At 44.0% G+C, this 21,496-nt stretch carries 18 protein-coding genes; 8 read left to right on the top strand and 10 right to left on the bottom strand.

Annotated elements, in window-relative coordinates:
• Positions 1-13 precede the first annotated feature (13 nt).
• Both JEZ96_RS04010 and JEZ96_RS04005 read left to right on the top strand, forming a co-directional pair.
• A complete protein-coding gene (locus JEZ96_RS04010; RefSeq protein ID WP_011918753.1) occupies positions 14-721 on the top strand; it encodes a TatD family nuclease-associated radical SAM protein in 708 nt (235 codons plus the stop codon).
• Positions 722-889: 168 nt separating this feature from the next.
• The gene (locus JEZ96_RS04005; RefSeq protein ID WP_011790552.1) at positions 890-3,127 is read left to right on the top strand and encodes a PAS domain-containing protein; all 2,238 of its coding nucleotides are present in this window, start codon (positions 890-892) and stop codon (positions 3,125-3,127) included.
• On the opposite strand, the gene JEZ96_RS04000 is transcribed toward JEZ96_RS04005, so the two are convergent.
• The 3 genes from JEZ96_RS04000 to JEZ96_RS03990 all read right to left on the bottom strand — a co-directional run bounded on the left by JEZ96_RS04000 (position 3,108) and on the right by JEZ96_RS03990 (position 5,873).
• A complete protein-coding gene (locus JEZ96_RS04000; RefSeq protein WP_014609970.1) occupies positions 3,108-4,511 on the bottom strand; it encodes a hypothetical protein in 1,404 nt (467 codons plus the stop codon). The two genes, JEZ96_RS04005 and JEZ96_RS04000, sit on opposite strands and share 20 nt — an antisense overlap.
• 95 nt (positions 4,512-4,606) lie before the next feature.
• On the bottom strand, positions 4,607-5,137 hold the full coding sequence (locus tag JEZ96_RS03995) for a hypothetical protein (RefSeq protein ID WP_011790554.1): 531 nt from the start codon (positions 5,135-5,137) through the stop codon (positions 4,607-4,609).
• Positions 5,130-5,873: a winged helix-turn-helix domain-containing protein gene (locus JEZ96_RS03990; RefSeq protein WP_011790555.1), complete on the bottom strand. Its 744-nt coding sequence runs from the start codon at positions 5,871-5,873 to the stop codon at positions 5,130-5,132. The genes JEZ96_RS03995 and JEZ96_RS03990 overlap by 8 nt, the downstream gene beginning before the upstream one ends.
• A 446-nt stretch (positions 5,874-6,319) precedes the next feature.
• Between JEZ96_RS03990 and JEZ96_RS03985 the strand changes: the two genes are divergently transcribed.
• A complete protein-coding gene (locus JEZ96_RS03985; protein WP_011790556.1) occupies positions 6,320-7,141 on the top strand; it encodes a hypothetical protein in 822 nt (273 codons plus the stop codon).
• Positions 7,142-7,151: 10 nt separating this feature from the next.
• Complete coding sequence (locus tag JEZ96_RS03980) at positions 7,152-7,682, top strand: hypothetical protein (RefSeq protein WP_011790557.1); 531 nt, start codon at positions 7,152-7,154, stop codon at positions 7,680-7,682.
• 83 nt (positions 7,683-7,765) lie between these two features.
• Here JEZ96_RS03980 and nhaD read toward each other — a convergent pair whose 3' ends face one another.
• From nhaD to tkt, 6 genes are all read right to left on the bottom strand, one after another.
• Complete coding sequence (gene nhaD / locus JEZ96_RS03975) at positions 7,766-9,235, bottom strand: sodium:proton antiporter NhaD (protein WP_198779853.1); 1,470 nt, start codon at positions 9,233-9,235, stop codon at positions 7,766-7,768.
• A 180-nt stretch (positions 9,236-9,415) separates the two neighbouring features.
• A complete protein-coding gene (locus JEZ96_RS03970) occupies positions 9,416-10,153 on the bottom strand; it encodes a DUF481 domain-containing protein (RefSeq protein ID WP_011790559.1) in 738 nt (245 codons plus the stop codon).
• 196 nt (positions 10,154-10,349) lie between these two features.
• A complete protein-coding gene (gene fba / locus JEZ96_RS03965) occupies positions 10,350-11,417 on the bottom strand; it encodes a class II fructose-bisphosphate aldolase (protein ID WP_011790560.1) in 1,068 nt (355 codons plus the stop codon).
• Between the two features lie 213 nt (positions 11,418-11,630).
• Positions 11,631-12,806, bottom strand: a complete 1,176-nt coding sequence (locus JEZ96_RS03960; protein WP_011790561.1) for a phosphoglycerate kinase — start codon at positions 12,804-12,806, stop codon at positions 11,631-11,633.
• A 127-nt stretch (positions 12,807-12,933) separates the two neighbouring features.
• The gene (epd, locus tag JEZ96_RS03955; RefSeq protein ID WP_011918750.1) at positions 12,934-13,950 is read right to left on the bottom strand and encodes an erythrose-4-phosphate dehydrogenase; all 1,017 of its coding nucleotides are present in this window, start codon (positions 13,948-13,950) and stop codon (positions 12,934-12,936) included.
• A gap of 116 nt (positions 13,951-14,066) precedes the next feature.
• Positions 14,067-16,061 carry a transketolase gene (gene tkt, locus JEZ96_RS03950; protein ID WP_011918749.1) on the bottom strand — a complete coding sequence of 665 codons (1,995 nt, stop codon included), beginning with the start codon at positions 16,059-16,061 and terminating at the stop codon, positions 14,067-14,069.
• A 478-nt stretch (positions 16,062-16,539) separates the two neighbouring features.
• On the opposite strand from tkt, the gene metK reads away from it, so the two are divergent.
• The 3 genes from metK (at position 16,540) to JEZ96_RS03935 (ending at position 19,293) form a co-directional block, all read left to right on the top strand.
• A complete protein-coding gene (gene metK, locus JEZ96_RS03945) occupies positions 16,540-17,691 on the top strand; it encodes a methionine adenosyltransferase (protein ID WP_061782833.1) in 1,152 nt (383 codons plus the stop codon).
• Between the two features lie 133 nt (positions 17,692-17,824).
• On the top strand, positions 17,825-18,310 hold the full coding sequence (locus JEZ96_RS03940; protein WP_011918747.1) for a hypothetical protein: 486 nt from the start codon (positions 17,825-17,827) through the stop codon (positions 18,308-18,310).
• A gap of 467 nt (positions 18,311-18,777) precedes the next feature.
• On the top strand, positions 18,778-19,293 hold the full coding sequence (locus tag JEZ96_RS03935) for a hypothetical protein (protein ID WP_025008430.1): 516 nt from the start codon (positions 18,778-18,780) through the stop codon (positions 19,291-19,293).
• A gap of 228 nt (positions 19,294-19,521) precedes the next feature.
• Here JEZ96_RS03935 and JEZ96_RS03930 read toward each other — a convergent pair whose 3' ends face one another.
• On the bottom strand, positions 19,522-20,112 hold the full coding sequence (locus JEZ96_RS03930) for a hypothetical protein (RefSeq protein WP_025008429.1): 591 nt from the start codon (positions 20,110-20,112) through the stop codon (positions 19,522-19,524).
• Positions 20,113-20,443: 331 nt separating this feature from the next.
• Here JEZ96_RS03930 and JEZ96_RS03925 point away from each other — a divergent pair, with 331 nt between their 5' ends.
• The gene (locus tag JEZ96_RS03925; RefSeq protein WP_025008428.1) at positions 20,444-21,478 is read left to right on the top strand and encodes a transposase; all 1,035 of its coding nucleotides are present in this window, start codon (positions 20,444-20,446) and stop codon (positions 21,476-21,478) included.
• Positions 21,479-21,496 lie beyond the last annotated feature (18 nt).

Genomic DNA, 21,496 nt, shown 5'->3' with positions numbered 1-21,496 from the left:
TAGAACGTATATTATGCCGAATTCAGTCCCTTCCAAGAGTAAGAACGAGGCTCATATAAAAGCCACCGAGACCCTACCTAATGGTCATGTCACCCAAGAAGTGTGCACAAATGAAACCTGTGCGACTGAAACCTTAGTCTACGATATTCGCAAGAGCCGCTATCTCAATATCACAGGACGCTGCACCCTACGTTGTGTTTTCTGTCCAAAACATAATGGCAGTAAGCAGATCCATGAATATCAACTCGCTTTAACCCACCAGCCAAAGCCAGAAGAAATTATCCCATTGTTAGGCAATGTCCATGATTTTGAGGAATATGTCTTCTGTGGGTACGGTGAACCTACATTAAATCTACCGACCCTTATTGCCGTAGCCAAAGAGATCAAACAAAGGGGTGGCCGAGTACGAGTCAATACTGATGGCCTAGGTAATCTCGTTCACCGCCGTAATATTTTGCCCGAATTAGCCGAATGTGTAGACAGCTTATCGATTTCGCTTAATGCGGATAATGAGGCTGCCTATAACCAACATTGCCGCCCCAAATTGGCTGATTCCTACCATGCTGTAAATGCTTTTATTGCCCTAGCCCCCCATTATATCGAAACAGTACAAGTGTCTGCGATTGAAGGATTAGAGGGGGTAGATATTGATCTCTGCCGTGAACAGGTGCTCGCAAATGGTTGTGATTTCAAACACAGAATCTTAGGCGCGCTTGGATAAATGAATAGCATCAATCGCGTATTCAAGTCGACAAATGAATGGTTATAAACATTCTTATGCTTTAGACCTTGCTCTTCTCAGCTATCTGTACTGCGTAACAATTCTTTCGCGTTGACTCTTTCGTGTTAACATAGCCCAATTAATGGCTCATAAACGCATAATCGGCCCATGCTGAAGACAACCTCAAGCATACACACCTTAGCACCACGACTCTCACTAGCCCAAGGGCTGCATTGGTCACATCAACGCTTGCTAGCCATTGCAAGCCAGCTATCTATGCTATTGATTTGCATGCTAATAATAACTAATTTAATCATTACATTAGGGGAGCGCCGTCTCCAAGAAGAATGGGCAACGCAGCGATACAGTGAGCTACAAACCATTGGCACCTTAATTACAGACAAAGTCGCCTTTCAACAATTTAGAACCCAATTATTCGCTAAGGATGAGTTACTTAAGCAATACTTAAAAAATCCAACGACTGCACAACAACGAAAGTTACAGGAAAGTTGGCAAGAGCTAGTTCAACATATCCCAGAATTACTCGGGATTGCGCTGTTTGATCCTCAAGGCAATTATACCTTTTCTACTCCCGCTAACTTCAGCACTGAGGCATTACCCCCTTCGCTACTTAATACTAGCCGTAGCATGGGTGGACGAGAGGTTTATACTTCACCGCTTGAGTTCGTTCCCCTCAACGGGATGTTAGAGCCATATATGTACCAAATGGTCTGGCTTGAAAAGCCGGATCAAAGTTCAATGGGCTACCTTGTTACCTACAATTCCACTGTACAAATGCTTGAGGCAATAAAACCTGCATTTTCGAGTGATAAATCCCCAATGTTAGTACTCGATACCCAAGGGTTACTTTATGCGGGGGTGAGCAATCTCGCCCCACTTGCCAATATGCCAGAAACCTTAGGCGCTAGCCTACGCCAAAGTAATCCAGCGCTGTGGCGAGAAATGTCGATGAATAATTTTGGCCAGTTCCATGGTGATGAAGCGACCTTTGTCTATCTTAAAGTGGAACTAACCGCGCAGCATGAAACTCGGCGTCAATACTTCTTACTTTCCTATATTCGTCATGCCGATATCGCAGCACGCTTTGCACAATGGCAAAACATTGTGATAGTTGCAGCCTTAATACTCACCTTATTAGCAGCATGGGTTATATTGCTAAGTCATATGTATCGTCTTCAACAACGGTCACGCCAATATAGTATCGATGTTGCTAATGGACTCTTTAATAGTGATATAGGTTTTATTCTTGCTAACGAACAAGCGAGGATCATTAGCGCAAATTCAAACGCGTCTGAATGGACCTTAGTGCCACTGGATGAAATGACAGACCGTAGCTTACAAAGAACGCTTTGTTTAGACGATGTCACCCAAGCCCAAATCATGGATCAGGTGTACAGACAAGGACAGTGGGCAGGAGAAATCTCACTCGAAAGCATTGGTGGCCCAATGCTACGAGCCCAAATACGCCAAGCACCGCGAGTCGGCAGAGGGTTGCCCCATTTATTGGTGACGCTCACAGATATCAGTGAACTGGTTAGCAGTAAAGAACAAGCCTTCTTGAGTGATTTACTCTGTGATAATACGGTTGCCACTGCGCTGACAGATGCCAATGGCAAACTCATTAAGATCAACCCCGTATTCGATAGCCTTATGCAACTTAATGGTGAACTCAACCATGATCTTGCCACACTACTTGCCAATGATATTGGTAACCAGTGGCAACGGATAACGGCACAAATTAGTATGCAAGGCCAGTGGCAAGGGCAAATTCTTTGCTCACCTAATCTGCGTCACTCAAATTGCTTGCAAGCAACGCTTAAGGGACATGTTGCTGCCGATGGTGAAATTGACTTTATTATCTGCACCTTAGAGCAAGCGGCTGTTCGTATTCACGGTATCGAGCCACGTAACTATGTTCCCCACCGTAGTACTATTTTACTCAGCCTCTCTGATTTAGAACGCTATTTCACCTCGTTATCTCCCCAAAGCCGCAACCACTCAAGTTTGTTGCTGATGGATATCAATCCGGAAGGGATGTTGAGCCATATGAGCGATATCGATCAACTCGAAACTCGCCAACAGGAAGTCGAAGTGCAACTATTGCTTGAAATACCAGCACACTATCAAATTCTACACTGGCAACTCGGCAAACTTATTGTGATTTTACCGGACACAGATGCAACCCAAGCCCATCATTTTGCGCTTAACACAATGGAAAAGTTAAATAGTAACGGATTAGGTGAAGGGATAACCATAGGTATTGCAGGTTATAAAGAGGGCCAAACATTAGAGCAATACCTCAGCAATGCTGAAGTTGCACTCAAACGTGCAAAGCAAAATAATGATCAAAATATTGGCCAAGCCTTTACTCGTCGTCAGCCTTAATGGTTCCTGAATTGATAGCGTCAGGCAGTTGACTCTGTGTAATTTCAATAATGGCAGAGCGATTCATGGTGATCTTATAACGTGTATATTGTGGCTCCTCGCGTCCCTCTCGCAACACTAAAATTAAGTTAACTTGATAGCGGCGTTCAACCGATTCATGGCTAATTTTACCTTCAACTTCCTTGTAAATTTTTGCTTTTCCCCGTTCTAAGTAACGGGCAAAAGGGACGAAACTAAAATTGACCTGTTCCTGAATGGTCGAATAGCCAGCTTGAAACTCACTGTGGTTAACTTTCGTCGCAATCTTATAATGCAAGATTTCGGCATCGACTTTATTTTGGCTATGTCTGTGCTTTAAGATCTCACTCACTTTATCAGGTAAATCCTGCTGACGCATAAACTCTAACCATACTAACTGCTTAGCTATCACAGCCTGACTTGTTGTATCCCGTAAAATACGGCTCCAGCGGGGGCGTCCACGTTGAATAAATCGCCACATGGCATTACGCACATCATCCTTAAAGATTTCCCTAAAGCCATAAATCACCGCCAACGTCAGAACTAACGCGATAGTAAAACCGCTAAAGGCTCCCTGAGCTTTAATGATGAGCGCCGATACCACTAACATCACTAAGGCAGTTGCTAAGCCAGTGGTAAACTTTTTAAGGCCAATACCCAATGGCTTTAACTCTTCTTTAAGCACGACCCCTTGCTGGATTAAACGACGTAATAACAGCATCTTATTTGAAATACGATTAGGATCCTGTTTAGTTTGCGTCGAGTTATAGTTATTCGCATCACGGTAGGCGCATTCATTGCGACAAAGTGTTAAAACACGTTCTTGGATATCAGAAAAATCGCTCGTTCGAGTGGCATGGGCAAGCACTTTTAGCAGTTGCTGCTCGCAGAACCAAGACAGGTAATTATCGGCGTTTTCAAAGTAAGATTTCCACTTAGGATCTCCAGGCTCATTACGGCGAAACTTCTTCAATAACAAACCAATCTGCTCACATAACTCATCGAGGGCAAGGTAAAAATGCGCCACATCAGTAAGCTGATGGAGTTCTTTCACATCATTTTCAACTGCAACAGCAAATTGATAAGCAAACAGATTAAGGTATAACCTGAACTCTTCCACTGTCCGTCGATTTAAACTCGCGAAACGACCTTGAACTAAAGGCAAATGTAAGCCTTCAGAATAATATGAGCGACGGCCAACGATTGAACTGTAATAGTATTCTTCTTCATCTAAGGTGCGCGAACCTATGCCCATCTCCTTCGGTAGAAAGAAATAGAGATCAAGCTGACGACTATCCCCTTTTTCCATCTGGTGGCTGAACTTAATGGATAGGGATTCTTCTTGTTTAACGCGAATCTTAGACACAAAGACCTTTAATACCCTCACACTGTGGGGCTAAGCAGTTGTAAACCAATGGGGATAAAACATAATCTAAACTGAAATCCAACCAAATACACTGATTAAATTCGGCTATTAACGATTCGACAGCCACAAACAGTATTGCTAGGTTGAAATAACACCACGGCATAATCTTGGCTAGCATCACTGTCGAGTATCTCAATGCTAAGATTATGCCTTCCAGATTCACTAAAATGTAAGCTGCTGATGTATGAAAGATATTTCATGTGTTCTGGCCAATCTTTTTTTGCCACATCCTCTGACTCTGTTTTGGTTTTAACCGACACATTATAGGTCATACTGTTGGGTTTCATACTCTTTACCTCTCCCTGCATTAACAGCATACCTGCGCTCGTGCCATCAAGATGAAAGTAACGGTAATTAATTTGTGCATTGCCCGCAGAGATAAGCACATCGACTAATAAATAAAACTTTCCATCATCTTCTGCATTATCGTGACGATCATAAAGTTCTGAACTGCAATTAAATATGATGGCCTTATTCGAGACAGATTGCATATAGATCACGCCACAAGCCACAATCAATGCGGATAGGATCGCCAGATTAATCGTCCACTTTAACCATTTAGCCACAGATCCCAACCTCCTGCAGCCACTGAGCATCAATAAACTCTTTAGGTCTTCTGAGATCCGCGATCTTGATATTACGGATAACAGACTGTCCCAGTTTATGCCCTCGTAGGGTTATATAAAACAATTGCTTATCATGGGACAGCGAGGTATAAACATCGGCCCAATCGCTGCGTTTACAAGCGGTAAGTCCCTGCCCTAAGCGCTCGCCTAACTCGAATAATAATGTATTGTTGGTTTTTGAATTGGCATATAAATACAAACGAATATGTTGACCTGATTCAAGGGGAAGTTCAGTTGACATTAAAGGCTCTGTCGGTATGGTCCGATCAATGTGACTGATATAAAAAAGAGAGAGCGCTAACATTAAACCAAAAAGTAATGACACTCCCCACCAAGAAATGGATTGCAATCCTTTCTGATGAAATTGCCTAGGTAATTGGCCATGGGGACTGTGCAGTAAGTAGCCTTGGCCCTTAACGGTTTCAATCAAACTTTCGTACTGAGGCCCCAAAAAGGAACGGAGCATAAACACGGCCCTTGCAACAGACGTGTCAGTTAACGGCGGGTGAGCACCATCACCCGTTTTCAGCATATGCTTAGAGACCAGTTTCCCTTGATGTTCCACAAGTAAACTTAGCACCTGCAGTTCAGCTCGAGGAAGATGCCATGACTCATCTCTGGACTGCTCGATAAGCAAACCCCGCTCACGATCAAACCAGCAGCCCCCCAGTTGCATAATATCCTCCCAAGCTCATAAAAATATGGGGTTAAGTCTATGCAAGATATCTAATTATTACTGTGATCTTGCTAACCCAAAGAGTGCAAATAATATAATTTCGTGAAACACCCCTCAGGTCAGGCCTAATTAAATGAAAATTTGCTTTGGCTCACAGGGATAAATGTGATTTTAGCGTGTAGAAATAAGCGATAAATGGATTTAAATTCACATAAATACAACAAATACCGTGACACAAACCCTATTTAAATCGATTTAACTCATTATAAAAAATTCATTAGCAGACAAAACAGATTAATATTTCATCCTTCGATTGATATTTTTTTGGTAAATATCCTTCTTTACAAATCACAATATTTATCCCTGCAAGCCCTAAACTCATCCTCACAAATGTTGCTTTACCATTTGATAAATAAAAGTAATTACATAATAAGAGGACATAGAAGATGAGTATGAATCGACGCCAAGCATTAACCCGTATTATCGGTATTAGCACCGCGGCAGCGGGCGCCACGCTGATGGGAACCTCTGTTCTTGCTGCAACCAATGCCGATGGTCAATATCAATTAGCAATAGGTGAAAAACTCAAGTATGTACCACTTGATCCTATGGCAACCGCAAAATTAGCCTACGAAACGGGTGGCGGTTGTATGCACCAAGTGTTTCACGCCGTTGTGACTATGCTAGCCCAATCCAATAGTGCAGATGCCGACAAGTTCAAGACAATACCAACGGCTTTAGCCGCTTATGGTTTTGCGGGTGTTACGGGACAAGGTACGCTCTGCGGCAACCTTAATGCGATAGGTATGCTCGTGAATATTTTAGATGACATAAATGGTCATAATAATGCGGTGATTGCCAACACCTTCCGCTATTACGAAAATACAACATTGCCTTTATCCTCAGCGGAATTTGTTGCAGGTATTGGCTCTACCGCAGAAAAAACGGCCCTTGTCGGCAGTTCATCAAAAGCAAAAAGCGTTTTATGCCACTCATCAATCAGTAATTGGTCGAAAGCTTCTGGCTTATCATTCGCGAAGAAAGGTGAACGCTGCTACCGCTTATCCGCCTCGATGGCCTACTACTTAGTCGATGTATTGAACCGCGCCTATCAAGGGGAAAATATCGCCGCCCTCAATGGCAGTAAGCCAACACCCGATGCACAGGAATGCCAACAATGCCATGGTAGTACAACCACTTTTGGCTCAGCAGCCAGTGTGAAAACGGATATGGAATGCACCACTTGCCATACTGGGCACTTTAATTAAGGGGGCTGTGATGAAATACCCATTACTCGCAGTGACCTTAGCGACACTAATGCTCGCAGGATGTGGCAGTGACAGCAATAAAGTGGAGGAAGAAACGCCACCAGCACCACCGCCACCACCTCCGGTTGAAAATGCGGTGAATATTGATGATGCCACCCAAATCAATCTTAAACTCGAGCAATTTAACGTTAGCACTGGAACCATTCAGTTTTCCCTAACAGATGCACAGCAAGAAGCCATCACAGCGGCAAAAAACTATGATATTTACTATTTTGGTTTTCCCGACAAAACCAAGGAATCCCCTAATCCTAAAGCATGGAAACGCTGGCATGTGACTCAAAGTTATCGTTGCCAAAGCCTTGGTGAATGCAGTGGTAAATTGACTGAGGTTGCCGGCGGAAAATATCAATTTGAAATCGCAGGCTTAGATTGGAAACAGCAGGATCCAAGTCGTTCAGTGGCACACATTAAACTGGCGATCCAGATCTACGGGGCAAAAGCCAATAACGAGCTGAGTTTAATTCAAGTTCAACCACAATAATCTCTCATCAAATCTCCAAACCAAAAGAGGCATCCGATGGATGCCTCTTTTTCGATTATATTTCAAAAACTTAAGCGACATTTTTAGAACATCGCGGCATTCATCCACATATGTACCAAGATACTCGCCGCATAACCCAAGGCGATGACTGGCGTCCAACGTAAATGCGCACCAAAAGTATAAATCCCCCTAGCCTGCCCCATAAGGGCCACCCCAGCAGCACTGCCGATGGATAATAAACTGCCCCCAACACCAGCAGTCAAGGTCACTAGCAACCACTGCCCTAAGCTCATATCAGGATTCATCGTCAATACCGCAAACATCACCGGAATATTATCAACAACCGATGATAAAACCCCTATCGCGATATTGGCATAAGTGACATCCCAGTGCTGGTACATGGCTTCAGACACTAAGCTCAAATACCCCATAAAACCTAAGCCGCCCACACATAACACCACACCATAAAAAAACAGCAGCGTATCCCACTCTGCGCGGGCAATACGGTTAAATACATCAAAAGGCACGACACTACCCAGTTGTTGTAAACGCAATTCATCGTGTCTTAATTCTGCTTTAGCACGTTCGCGCGCTACCGAGCGATCGAAGGTCTTACGCAGGTAGAAACCAAAAAACTGCAGAAAACCTAACCCAGTCATCATACCTAGCACGGGTGGCATACCAAAGAGCGAATGAGCACACACCGCGGTAGCAATCGTAAATAGAAATAGGGCAACAATGCGTTTGGCACCGGGCTTAGTGTAAACCTTTACCGTTTCAGCCTCAGGCACATAATGCGGGATAAACACACTCATAATGGCCGCAGGTACCGCAAAATTGACTAAAGAAGGAATAAATAAATGGAAGAATTCCCCAAAGTGTACCGCCCCCTTTTGCCATACCATTAATGTAGTAATATCCCCAAATGGACTGAAAGCGCCTCCCGCATTGGCTGCGACCACAATGTTAATACACGCAAGGGTAATAAATTTACGCTGCCCTGCCCCCACCTTCATCACCACGGCGCACATCAATAATGCAGTCGTCAGGTTATCCGCCACAGGGGAGATGAAAAAAGCCATAAACCCCGTAAGCCAAAATACCGTTCTTAAGCTAAAACCCCGACCAACGAGCCAAGCGCGAATAGCATCAAATAAATTACGTTCCTCCATCGCGTTGATATAGGTCATAGCAACGAGCAAAAACAGTAATAATTCAGAGTATTCCAATAGGTTATGTTTAAATGCTGCCTCAGAAATCTCAGACATCCCATTTTGTGTATACACAAAACCGATCATGCCCCAAATAATACCGGCCGCCACAAGCACTGGTTTTGACTTGCGCAAGTGTAATTTCTCTTCCGCCATCACCAATATATAGCCAACAATAAACACAAAGACGGCAATATAACCTACCGTGGCAGTCGTTAAATTAAGACGCTCGATTCCGTCTGCCATCGCCCAAGCCGCGGGTGAGAAACTGCCCAATACGGCAATACAACATAGGCTGAGAAATGCCATTCCACTGCCCCTAAACAACCGCTGTAATTTCATTAAGTTCATCTCTACGTGGGAATGAGTTTAGAAATTACCATACCGAGTCAGTAAAAAATGTTGATAAGAAGCAAACTTCTGAATGCCCATTACTGGCTAACGGGCTAAAAAGCATTAATTTTTGTCAATCTACCAATAAAAAAGCACCCTGAGGTGCTTCTGAGTTGATGTGACTCACGATTAGAATGCGTATAACAACGTCATATTCGTTTCAGTGTCTGTGCTTTTCTTATTATCAAATGGTTCACTGTTATAGCGCACAATTACCGCAAACTTCATTGCCAACGAGCCGATAATATTAGCCGTTAACGAGGTTTCGGAGCGGGCATCTAACTTATCACCATAGTCTGCAACAAAACGTTGTTGGAACTTAGAAGTATCGGTAATTTCAGTTTCAAAGTTAATCACACCGTGGGCAACGATACTGTCGTTAGAATTCTGCCCCTCTAAAATAGCCTGTTCAGAATCAAGACGTTGATAGATATAACCAGGACCGACTTCAACGTCTAAAAACGTCTTTGTCGCATCATATAATCTATGCCCATAACCCGTTGCACCTGACAGAGTGTATTCGTACCCTGTAAAGGGATCGACTTCGTAGTTGGCATTTGTAAACAAGTAACTACGGTCTGTCATTTTGTAGTTACCTTGTGCAGCGACTAAATACCGTTTCGCAGTGACAGAACCCGTATCTTCTTTGTATAAACCTTCGAGTAGGTACTGATTCTCCCAATCACCAAGCTCATGTTTAAGGTTTAAACGTCCCTTGTAGGATGAAGTATCCGTATTACCTGTGGTTAAGGTTGCACCCAGCTCAACTTCACCAGCAAATGTTTTGTCCCCTTTGACAAAATCACTCCCAGCATTCGCCATAAAAGGTGCAGCCATTAATATCGCTGCGGTCAGTACTTTCTTCATGTCTACCTCTTCCTATTTCGCTGTACCCACCTTATGGCATATCTGCTCGACCAAATTGGATAAACACATATTGATAGGGTTAGTACGCCTAAAAAATGCGCGCAATACTAACATTTATGAGTAACAATTGAAAACCGACTCTATTTTGAACATAAAAAAACCCGCTTTTTAGCGGGTTTTTCATTAAGCCGAAAACTTACATATTGATCTTAGGATCTAACGCACCAGACTGATAAGCTTTGTACATTGCTTGTAAAGACAAAGGCTTAATCTTAGATGCCTGACCCGCACAACCAAAGGCTTCGTAGCGAATAGTACAAATATCCGCCATCGCTTCCATCGAGGCTTTTAAGAATTTACGAGGGTCGAACTCGCTTGGGTGTTCGGCCAAGTATTTACGTACCGCACCAGTAGACGCTAAACGCAGATCGGTATCGATGTTCACTTTACGCACACCGTGTTTGATACCTTCAACGATTTCTTCTAATGGCACACCGTAAGTTTCAGGAATTTGACCACCGTATTGGTTGATGATCTGTAACCATTCTTGTGGCACAGAAGATGAACCGTGCATCACTAAGTGAGTATTAGGAATGCGGGCATGGATTTCTTTAATACGGTCGATACGCAGTACATCGCCTGTCGGTTTACGGCTGAACTTGTATGCACCGTGGCTAGTACCAATCGCAATCGCCAGCGCGTCAACATGAGTATCAGCAACAAAGCGCGCCGCTTCTTCTGGGCTGGTCAGCAGTTGGTCGTGGCTTAACACGCCTTCTGCACCAACACCGTCTTCTTCACCGGCAGTACCGGTTTCTAAGCTGCCTAAACAACCGATTTCACCCTCTACAGACACACCACAGGCGTGGGCGAATGCAACGGTTCTGCGAGTCACATCAACGTTGTACTCATAAGACGCTGGTGTTTTACCGTCGGCCATTAATGAGCCGTCCATCATTACTGATGACATACCTAATTGGATAGAACGCTGACAGATATCAGGGTCAGTACCGTGGTCTTGGTGGATACAGACCGGGATATCAGGATACTGCTCAAGGGCCGCAGTCATCAGATATTTTAAGAACTGAGGACGGGCATATTTACGCGCACCCGCAGAGGCTTGCACAATAACAGGGCTGTCGGTAGCTTCTGCGGCCTGCATGATGGCGCGCATTTGCTCAAGGTTGTTTACGTTAAACGCTGGCACACCGTATCCATGTTCTGCCGCGTGATCGAGTAGTTGTCGTAGGGAAATTAACGCCATTTTTTTAACTCCAATAATAGGGTGACTGTCACATTAACGCTTGGTCACCGAGGTCGCTATCGTTTGGATGGATTTTTATGCTTAATCACTTAAGTCAGATTGTGGTATGACAAAAGAGAATAAGCGGTTTTTTATAATTCTTTTACTTTTATAGCCACTTAGTTAGCGGCTTATTGCGGCGTCTTATGCGCCGCATTGTTTAAAACTAATCTCTTAAGCGCCGCGTTTTTTCAGCATAGCTACAGCGGGTAATTCTTTACCTTCGAGGAACTCGAGGAAAGCGCCACCACCCGTAGAGATATAAGACACTTTATCGGCGATACCGTATTTATCGACCGCCGCTAAGGTGTCACCACCGCCAGCGATAGAGAAGGCTTTAGAATCCGCAATCGCTTGGGCGATACGCTTAGTACCTTCGCCAAATTGGTCGAATTCGAATACGCCAACAGGGCCGTTCCATACGATAGTACCAGCAGATTCAATGATTTTGGCTAAGGCTTCGGCGCTGTCTGGGCCGATGTCGAAAATCATATCGCTATCGCTAACATCGCTCACCGATTTTAAGGTCGCCGTTGCCGTTGGGCTAAACTCACCCGCCACAACCACATCGGTTGGTACAGGAATATCGCCGCCGCGGCTTTGGGCGTTCGCCACTAAACGCTTAGCTTCGTCAATTAAATCGGCTTCGTATAAAGATTTACCGACATTGTGACCCGCCGCAGCGATAAAGGTGTTAGCAATACCACCGCCAACCACTAATTGATCCACAATGCCCGATAAGCTTTCTAATACGGTGAGCTTAGTTGACACTTTAGAGCCGCCAACGATCGCCACTAATGGACGCGCTGGATTATCTAACGCCTTACCTAAAGCATCTAACTCTTGGGCCAGTAATGGGCCAGCACAGGCGATAGGCGCGTATAAGCCAACACCGTTGGTTGACGCTTCTGCACGGTGAGCTGTGCCGAAGGCATCCATCACATAAACGTCGCACAGGGCGGCCATTTTCTTAGATAGCGCTTCGTCGTTTTTCTTCTCGCCTTTATTAAAGCGCACGTTTTCAAACACAACCACTTCACCTACAGCGACTTCAACGCCGTCTAAATAGTCGGTCGCTAAACGGACGGTGCAAGACAGGGCTTTGGCCAAGTAATCGACCACAGGTTGCATTGAAAATTCGCTGTTGTATTCACCTTCGGTTGGACGACCTAAGTGCGACATCACCATTACCGCCGCACCTTTGGCAAGGGCTAACTCGATAGTGGGGAGAGAGGCTCTAAGGCGCGCATCACTGGTGACGACGCCATTGCTGACAGGCACATTGAGATCTTCACGGATAAGCACTCGCTTACCTTGGAGATCCAGATCTGACATATTGATAATTGCCATGGTAACGCTTCCTTTTATAATCAAAAAACAAACTGGTTTTTCATCAATCGGTTTGAGTAGATAGCAACTCGATATCCCGTCGAATTAACTACAAACTTCTTAACCCATTGGTATAAATTCTTATTTTTCAGCTTTGTTTAGCTGCAATCATCGCCAAACTCGTATCCAACATACGATTAGCAAAACCCCACTCGTTATCGCACCACAGCAACAGTTTAACTAACTGCCCAGCGCTTACCCGAGTTTGAGTGCCATCAACAATACTGGAGCGGGGATCATGGTTGAAATCACATGATACCAAAGGCTCATCAGTATAGCCTAGGATACCGTTAAATCGCCCATTGGCGGCCAATTCTAACACTTGGTTCACACTGGCAATATCAACGGTTTTAGCTAAGGTGACAGACAAGTCGATCGCGGTTACGTTAATCGTTGGCACGCGCACCGAAATGGCCTCAAACTTGTCCTTCATATGTGGCAAAATCCGTTCAATACCGCGGGCAAGTTTAGTGTCAACGGGGATAATAGATTGGCCTGCAGCTCGGGTGCGACGTAAATCATCATGATAGGCATCAATCACTTGCTGATCGTTCATCGCCGAATGGATGGTGGTAATAGCACCGCTTTTCACCCCAAAGTGTTTATCGAGTACATCAATCACTGGCACGATACAGTTGGTAGTGCATGAGGCATTTGAGACAACGGTATGTCCGGCGCGCAGTAAATCGTGGTTCACACCATAAACAATAGTGCCATCAACATCGGCTGACGATGGATGACTTATCAGCACTTGCTTAGCGCCAGCATGGATATGGGCTTCACAGCTTTGACGATCTAAGATTACGCCCGTGGCCTCATAGACGATATCAATATCCATCTCGCGCCAAGGGAGTTTTGCCGCATCGGGCTCGTGGAGGATTTTTATCGCATCGTCGCCAATCAACATATGATTATCAACAAGCTTCACTTTGTGTTGAAACCGACCATGGGTGGTATCGTATTGGGTAAGATGAATAATGGCTTCAGGCTTAGCCAATTCATTAATCGCGACAATCTGTATTTGCTGACGTTTTCCCGACTCATATAAAGCGCGAAGGATAGAGCGGCCGATACGGCCATAACCATTAATAGCGACTCGGATCATTGAGGTATCAGTTTCCTCTTAATACAAAAACGGCCTGCAAACGATTGCAGGCCGCATTATACAGATTAACAGTTCAAAAGTTTAACCTTTTGTATTTAATCTAATCCTTTGGCTGATTAACCTAGTGATTTTGCTGCATTCAGCACATTTTCAACGGTGAAACCGAAATGCTTCAGCAACACGTTGCCTGGCGCAGACTCACCGAAAGTGGTCATACCCACAACAGTGCCTTCGAAACCAACATACTTGTACCAGAAGTCAGTATGGGCTGCTTCAATGGCGACACGCTTAGTCACAGCACGGGGCAATACTGACTCTTTATAAGCCGCATCTTGCTTATCAAACTCAGTGTTTGATGGCATAGAAACTACGCGAACTTGTTTGCCTTGTTCAGTCAGAGCCGCTGCCGCTTCCATCGCCAATTGCACTTCACTACCGGTTGCGATCAGGATCAGTTCTGGTGTACCTGCACAGTCTTGCAGTACGTACGCACCTTTTGCCACATTGGCTAATTGCTCAGCACTGCGTACTTGAGCCTTCAGGTTTTGACGGCTGAAGATGAGTGATGTTGGTGCCGTACGACGTTCGATAGCCGCCTTCCACGCAACAGCGGTTTCAGCCGCATCACAGGGGCGCCATACAGCCATATTTGGCGTCATACGCAGGTTAGCTAATTGCTCAACGGGTTGGTGCGTTGGGCCGTCTTCACCTTGACCGATAGAGTCATGGGTGTAAACGAAGATGTTTTGAATGCCCATCAGTGCAGACATACGCACAGCATTACGCGCGTATTCCATAAACATCATGAAAGTCGCACCGTAGTTAATAAAGCCACCATGGAGTGACACGCCGTTCATAATGCCACTCATACCGAACTCGCGCACACCGTAGTACACATAGTTACCGGCTGGATCGTCTTGAATCCCTTTAGAACCTGACCATAAGGTCAAGTTAGAACCCGCTAAGTCGGCAGAGCCACCAAGCAGTTCAGGCAACATAGCACCAAAGGCACCGATGGCATTTTGTGACGCTTTACGGCTCGCAATACCTTCGGCTTTATCTTGGCATTCTTGGATAAATGCCTGTGCTTTAGCTTCGAAATCAGCAGGTAATTCGCCTTTCAGTACACGGCGCTCGTACTCTGCAGCCAGTTCTGGGTATGCTTTAGCGTAAGCAGCAAACTTGTCGTTCCACGCGGCTTCCCTTGCAGCACCCGCCTCTTTAGCATCCCAACCGGCGTAAACATCGGCAGGGATTTCGAATGGCGCATGTGGCCAGCCTAAGAATTCACGAGCCGCGGCGATTTCAGCATCACCTAATGGTGCGCCATGACAATCGTGGCTGCCAGATTTGTTTGGCGAACCGAAACCGATAATGGTTTTGCAGCAGATCATGGTGGGCTTGTCGGTCACGGCTTTCGCCGCTTCAATAGCGGCACGAATCGCATCGCTATCATGGCCATCAACATTGGCAATCACATGCCAGCCGTAAGCTTCGAAACGTTTTGGCGTGTCATCGGTAAACCAGCCTTCAACATGGCCGTCGATAGAAATACCGTTGTCATCCCAAAATGCAATTAACTTACCTAAACCTAAAGTGCCAGCTAATGAACAAGCTTCGTGGGAAATACCTTCCATCAAGCAACCATCGCCAAGGAAGCAGTAAGTATAGTGATCAACAATCTCGTGGCCGTCGCGGTTAAACTGCGCCGCTAGTGTTCTTTCGGCAATCGCCATACCGACCGCATTACTAATGCCCGCGCCTAATGGACCCGTTGTGGTTTCAACACCTGGGGTATAACCATATTCAGGATGACCTGGGGTTTTTGAATGCAATTGACGGAATTGTTTCAGTTCTTCAATCGGTAGTTCATAACCCGTCAGGTGGAGTAAAGAGTAGATCAGCATAGAGCCGTGACCGTTAGAGAGGATAAAACGATCTCTATCTACCCATTTCGGATTGTTCGGATTGTGCTTAAGGAAATCATTCCACAGCACTTCAGCAATATCTGCCATGCCCATTGGGGCGCCGGGGTGGCCTGAGTTTGCTTTTTGAACTGCATCCATACTTAACGCACGGATTGCGTTGGCGAGTACTTTACGGGAAGACATGCTCTCTCCTGCTTAATTTGTGGGGTCTAGCGGGCAATTTGGATGCATATTTTCCCCTACATAAGAGGATGACGCAAACGAAAATTCATCACAATTTCACCTTCATCGCGCCAATCGTGCTTTATCAAGATAAAAAAGAGATTGAATATGAACTTTTATAGTCCAAACTTCGTAATTAAAATCGGCATACCAAGACACTCATAAAGTTTTTACTTAAGATTGCCTACGGGCCATCTTGGGCATTTTAATTAGATATACCAATGAAAAATAATGGTCCAAAGATATATTTAATGATTTATTTTCAAAAAGTTAATTAACAAAATCGCTTTTTAGTTTGGATTTTAAAGCTGGGATTTACCTCACTAAGTACACAAATATTTGGCTTTGGGGGTGTCATAGTGATGAATTTCCACTAAAATAGCCGTCTAGATGTAGATGCTTCTACACGTTTGAATGCTAACGACGAGATTTTCCTACTATGGCAAAGCACTTGTTTACTTCTGAGTCGGTCTCAGAAGGTCATCCCGATAAAATTGCAGATCAGATTTCTGATGCTGTGCTAGATGCAATTCTGGCCCAAGATCCTAAAGCACGCGTCGCGTGTGAAACCTACGTCAAAACTGGCATGGTTCTAGTGGGTGGTGAAGTCACTACTTCTGCATGGGTAGATATTGAAGAGTTGACCCGTAAAACGGTTCGCGAAATTGGTTATACCCATTCAGACATGGGGTTTGATGCCGATTCCTGCGCCGTATTAAACGCGATTGGTAAACAGTCTCCAGACATCAACCAAGGTGTTGATCGCGCCGATCCAAAAGAACAAGGTGCCGGCGACCAAGGCTTAATGTTTGGTTATGCCAGCAATGAAACCGAAATCCTGATGCCTGCACCTATCACTTATGCCCATGCATTAGTGAAGCGTCAATCAGAAGTACGTAAAAACGGCACTTTGCCATGGCTGCGCCCAGACGCGAAAAGCCAAGTCACCTTCGCCTACGAAAACAACAAGATTGTCGGTATCGATGCTATCGTGCTTTCAACCCAGCACAGCCCTGATATCGCCCAAGCAGATTTGATCGAAGGCGTGATGGAAACCATCATCAAGCCCGTTCTGCCTGCCCAGTGGTTAAGCAAAGACACTAAATACTTTATCAACCCAACTGGCCGTTTCGTTATCGGCGGACCTATGGGTGACTGTGGTTTAACGGGTCGTAAGATCATCGTAGATACCTACGGCGGTATGGCGCGTCATGGCGGTGGTGCATTCTCTGGTAAAGACCCATCAAAAGTTGACCGTAGTGCCGCTTACGCTGCCCGTTATGTAGCAAAAAACATTGTTGCTGCAGGTCTGGCTGATCGCTGCGAATTGCAAGTGTCTTACGCTATCGGTGTGGCTGAGCCAACATCAATCAGTATCGAGACCTTCGGTACGGGTAAAGTGTCTGAAGATGTGCTGATCAAATTAGTGCGTCAACACTTCGACCTACGCCCATATGGCCTGACTGAAATGCTAAATCTGGCTCGCCCAATTTATCAGGCAACTGCCGCTTACGGACACTTTGGCCGCAACGAATTCCCATGGGAAGCAACAGATAAAGCCGAAGCACTGCGCGCTGACGCTGGCTTATAATCCCATATTAAGATGCATAAAAAACCGCTACCAAGCGGTTTTTTTATGCATGATGGGGTAGATTAATAATGCTAAGACAAATACAGCAAGATAAAAAGCAGCATATACACTAACCATTAGAGTGCACAGACCCATGACCGATAACGCCACCTTATTACAACAACTTCAAACTTGTGCATGGGCAGCCAATGTAGGTCAGCCAGAGGAAACAGCAAAGACATACGGCACATTAGCGGACATTGCCGCTTTTATTGAATCCGATCCTGAAGCCTTTTTTGAAACACCTTACGAAATCCAATATGAAAGCCTGTGTGTAACAGATCATAACTTGGCTACTTCATTAAAAACAAAGGCAGTAGTAAATGACATGCATGCTTGGATTTCTGACAACGAAGTAGATGAAATATCTAAGTCAGCTTACCTCTCCACTTGGAAAATGATTCCCGTTGCAGAAGTATGCGCACTGACATCCGACGACGCAGATACGCTCGCTACACTACTCCGAGCTGACGTTAAACTTTCAGCCTTTACGAGTGAACGCCTATCTTGGTATCTCAGTGGAAGAATACCTTTTGGTTATATTGGTACTTACCCAAACGGGCAATGGCTCATTCTTTAGGCTGATACGCTAGTGTAAAGCTAGAAAGCGGGTGTCCCGTTTCATTTTTTTGAGGACTCTCATTCTAAGCCATTTTAGCCAAAGCAGATTGTAGGCAAACTGAAAGTGCATTATGTTGTTTTATAATGAGTGGCTGTTTATATGTTTATTAATCCATAGAAATTTTAATGAGAAACTGACGAGTTAGAGCAAAGGGTCTATCACGTTTATGTCCCAAAAGTGAGCTAGTGAATCAGACTTTCCTAGTCTGGTTCATAGGGTAACATCCAGCCATAGATATCAACTAATTACCCTTCAAACGGTATAAAAACCGCTACCGCAAAAAAGCAAATTCCTATAGCATCATTTATACCCATTTACATGGATGTGGCAGCGGCCATATTTGAGATTTAGTAAACAAGCGATTTATGCCCAGCAAACAGCGCAGCGCATAAATACTAAGACGTTAGCTTTTTGTAGGGATAACAATGTCAACAACAGCATCATTAAAGTGTAAGTATTGTGAAAAATATAATGAAGTCGATGCGTGTTTTTTTGATGACTTTATGACCAGCAATAAAATTAATCTTTCATTTCATTGCGGAATATGTGGTAAAGATAACATTTATAGCAATCTCACACAGTCAGAACTGGAAGAAATAATTAATCCTTCAAGTGAATTAGAAAGACAGGCGGAATTCTTAGGTATCTCTGCTGCAAAACTTAGTGCATACGTTTATCCTCCGGATGTAATGAAGGAGGCAGATTTAGATAGAAGAAAAATTCGTGGTTTGTCTATAAAAGAGTACCTAAAATCATGCCGTCAGAGCTACCCAAAAAAGGAAGGGCAGAATTGGTGGCTCGTTTATCAATTAAAGACATTAGATGCTGTTGTGTTCTTTCATAGAGATTTTAAGTCATATAGGCTTCTAGATTGGAAAGGTATATCTCTTGAATTTGGAAATATCATAGAATTAGGAGATTACGTACGTGAAAGAATCTAAAAACACTGTGGGGGCGGGCTGTCTAGGAGCTGTTCACCGTGGTTCTAGACAATTGCTATGATATTACTAAGTCATCAGCATCAAGTGGTCAATAATCTGTGGGTATTGACCTGCCCACCAAGAACCTTGCCCAATATGTGTCCCGCATCAATATGCGCCTACAAAGTTGAGGGATGGATATACAAACAAAATTATGCCGAGGATGTTTAATAACCTCCTCGGCATTTATTATTTAAGAGATAGTGGTTTAAAATCAAGAAGGGAACTATCGAACTCCACAGACAACAATTTATCTTTGAAAGCTTCTGATATTATTATATTAAATGCACCACCCCACTCATACAAACGAAAGGCGTCTAAGTGTTCAGGTATTTTGTCCTTATTGACAACTGGTTCAATAAAAAATCGCCCATGCTTTGATTCCCAAACTTCTGGAATGTAGCCCAGAGGCCAGCGTTCAATTCTAGAACATTCCCAATCAACGCAGTCAATGTAATTAAATACATGCATCAACACATACTTTAAATTGTTATGCCTATTTATAAATGGTATTAACTGGACACCACTGACATTAATATAGTCCGCAAAAAAGACATCCTCATTAAACGCCAATAACCTAGATCCAACCGAGACCACCGGAGGTGATTTACCTTCTTTTAATGCATTGAAATATAAAACACCTTTGAATCCAGATTGAATCGCAGATAGTTTCACATCACTTAATTCATTTCCTTCGCCATCTATAAAAAATGAACTAGGATTCATATAACCCATCCATTTTTTACTTTCCGAATTTATACCTAATTTATAGTAATTCATTATTTGTTAACCTTCGTCAATATGTCAGTGCCAGCAGTAGTATCATTAAACTAGGATCCTATCTCTAAGCACGGCGCCGTATAGAAGGGAAATATTTATTAGACTCCTTTGTACAGTTTCCCAGCGCTGTTATCAATGTCGCTTTATCCATAAATGACAAAACGATCCCTGAATCACTCAAGTTTATAAAAAATAAGGTGATAACACTAGATTCTGAAGAGGAGGAACGAAAGCAAGGAAACGAAAGCAAGGACAGCCACATCTTTTTGTGTTTTTTAGCTTCTTTGACTAGGCTTTACATTATCTTGCTTTTGTCGTTTTGGAGTGTCTCATGACCTCAGCCAGAAGACAGTTAATTGATGCCAATGCGACGCCTTTCTATCATGTGATAAATCGCTGTGTTCGCAGGGCTTTTTTATGTGGTGAGGATAAACTCACTGGTCGAAGCTATGAGCATAGGCGTGGCTGGATTGTTGATAAAATCAAAGTATTGTCATCGATTTTTTGTATTGATATTTGCGCCTATGCGGTGATGAATAACCACTATCATTTAGTGCTTAAAATTAATGTTGAGAAAGCTAAATCCTTAAGTCAAAGGGAGATTATCAGTCGTTGGTGTCAAATCACTAAAGGCCATGCGGTTGCTACTAAGTATATGAATGGTGACGTCTTAATCGACGGTGAAGTCATGTTACTTGATGCATTGCTCGCTGAGTGGCATGAACGGCTAAGTAGTGTTAGCTGGTTTATGCGCTGCCTTAATGAAGAAATCGCCCGCAAAGCCAATCGTGAGGATGAGTGTAAAGGTGCCTTTTGGGAAGGGCGGTTTAAGTCGCAAGCACTGTTAGATGAGCAAGCACTGCTCGCCTGTATGATGTACGTGGATTTAAATCCAATCAGGGCGGGGGTTGCAGACTCTTTGCAATCCTCTGATTTTACATCGATTCAAGAAAGAATTAGCTTGCTAAACCTGCAACGTGACGCTTTTACCTCACTTAAAACACAGGTTAAATCCGTAAATAAACTGCCGCAAATTATTCACCAATCCCTCGCCAAATTTGATGGTCCAACACACCAGAGTCAGCAAACGGGCATTCCGTTTCATTTTGTCGATTATCTTGAGTTAATAGATTGGACGGGTCGAGCCATCCGCCTTGATAAAAAAGGTTATATCGATAATCAACGGCCAAAACTCCTTCATGAGTTAGGGATTGCCTCCGATGCATGGCTCACTTCTGCCAAAGAGTTTCGTCGTCAATACAGTGGTATAAGTGGTCGATGGGATAGCATGTGCGAATTCAAAAAGCAGCACAACAGTGGTAAATGGTGTAAAGGTAAAGCCTCTAGCCAAGCTTTGCACCCTTAAACGGGTAAGCTTCTCCAT

Source organism: Shewanella putrefaciens (assembly GCF_016406325.1).
GTDB lineage: Bacteria > Pseudomonadota > Gammaproteobacteria > Enterobacterales > Shewanellaceae > Shewanella > Shewanella putrefaciens.
This window is presented reverse-complemented; position numbering and strand designations above follow the sequence as displayed.

Excerpts from the sequence above, each read along its gene's own strand:
- JEZ96_RS03980 (WP_011790557.1), top strand. The coding sequence starts at position 7,152 with ATGAAATACCCATTACTCGCAGTGACCTTAGCGACACTAATGCTCGCA.
- JEZ96_RS04010 (WP_011918753.1), top strand. The coding sequence starts at position 14 with ATGCCGAATTCAGTCCCTTCCAAGAGTAAGAACGAGGCTCATATAAAA.
- JEZ96_RS03935 (WP_025008430.1), top strand. The coding sequence starts at position 18,778 with ATGTCAACAACAGCATCATTAAAGTGTAAGTATTGTGAAAAATATAAT.
- JEZ96_RS03985 (WP_011790556.1), top strand. The coding sequence starts at position 6,320 with ATGAGTATGAATCGACGCCAAGCATTAACCCGTATTATCGGTATTAGC.
- JEZ96_RS03990 (WP_011790555.1), bottom strand. The coding sequence starts at position 5,873 with ATGCAACTGGGGGGCTGCTGGTTTGATCGTGAGCGGGGTTTGCTTATC.
- tkt (WP_011918749.1), bottom strand. The coding sequence starts at position 16,061 with ATGTCTTCCCGTAAAGTACTCGCCAACGCAATCCGTGCGTTAAGTATG.
- JEZ96_RS03960 (WP_011790561.1), bottom strand. The coding sequence starts at position 12,806 with ATGGCAATTATCAATATGTCAGATCTGGATCTCCAAGGTAAGCGAGTG.
- JEZ96_RS03970 (WP_011790559.1), bottom strand. The coding sequence starts at position 10,153 with ATGAAGAAAGTACTGACCGCAGCGATATTAATGGCTGCACCTTTTATG.
- JEZ96_RS03940 (WP_011918747.1), top strand. The coding sequence starts at position 17,825 with ATGACCGATAACGCCACCTTATTACAACAACTTCAAACTTGTGCATGG.
- JEZ96_RS03930 (WP_025008429.1), bottom strand. The coding sequence starts at position 20,112 with ATGAATTACTATAAATTAGGTATAAATTCGGAAAGTAAAAAATGGATG.
- JEZ96_RS04005 (WP_011790552.1), top strand. The coding sequence starts at position 890 with ATGCTGAAGACAACCTCAAGCATACACACCTTAGCACCACGACTCTCA.
- JEZ96_RS03925 (WP_025008428.1), top strand. The coding sequence starts at position 20,444 with ATGACCTCAGCCAGAAGACAGTTAATTGATGCCAATGCGACGCCTTTC.
- fba (WP_011790560.1), bottom strand. The coding sequence starts at position 11,417 with ATGGCGTTAATTTCCCTACGACAACTACTCGATCACGCGGCAGAACAT.
- epd (WP_011918750.1), bottom strand. The coding sequence starts at position 13,950 with ATGATCCGAGTCGCTATTAATGGTTATGGCCGTATCGGCCGCTCTATC.
- metK (WP_061782833.1), top strand. The coding sequence starts at position 16,540 with ATGGCAAAGCACTTGTTTACTTCTGAGTCGGTCTCAGAAGGTCATCCC.
- nhaD (WP_198779853.1), bottom strand. The coding sequence starts at position 9,235 with ATGAAATTACAGCGGTTGTTTAGGGGCAGTGGAATGGCATTTCTCAGC.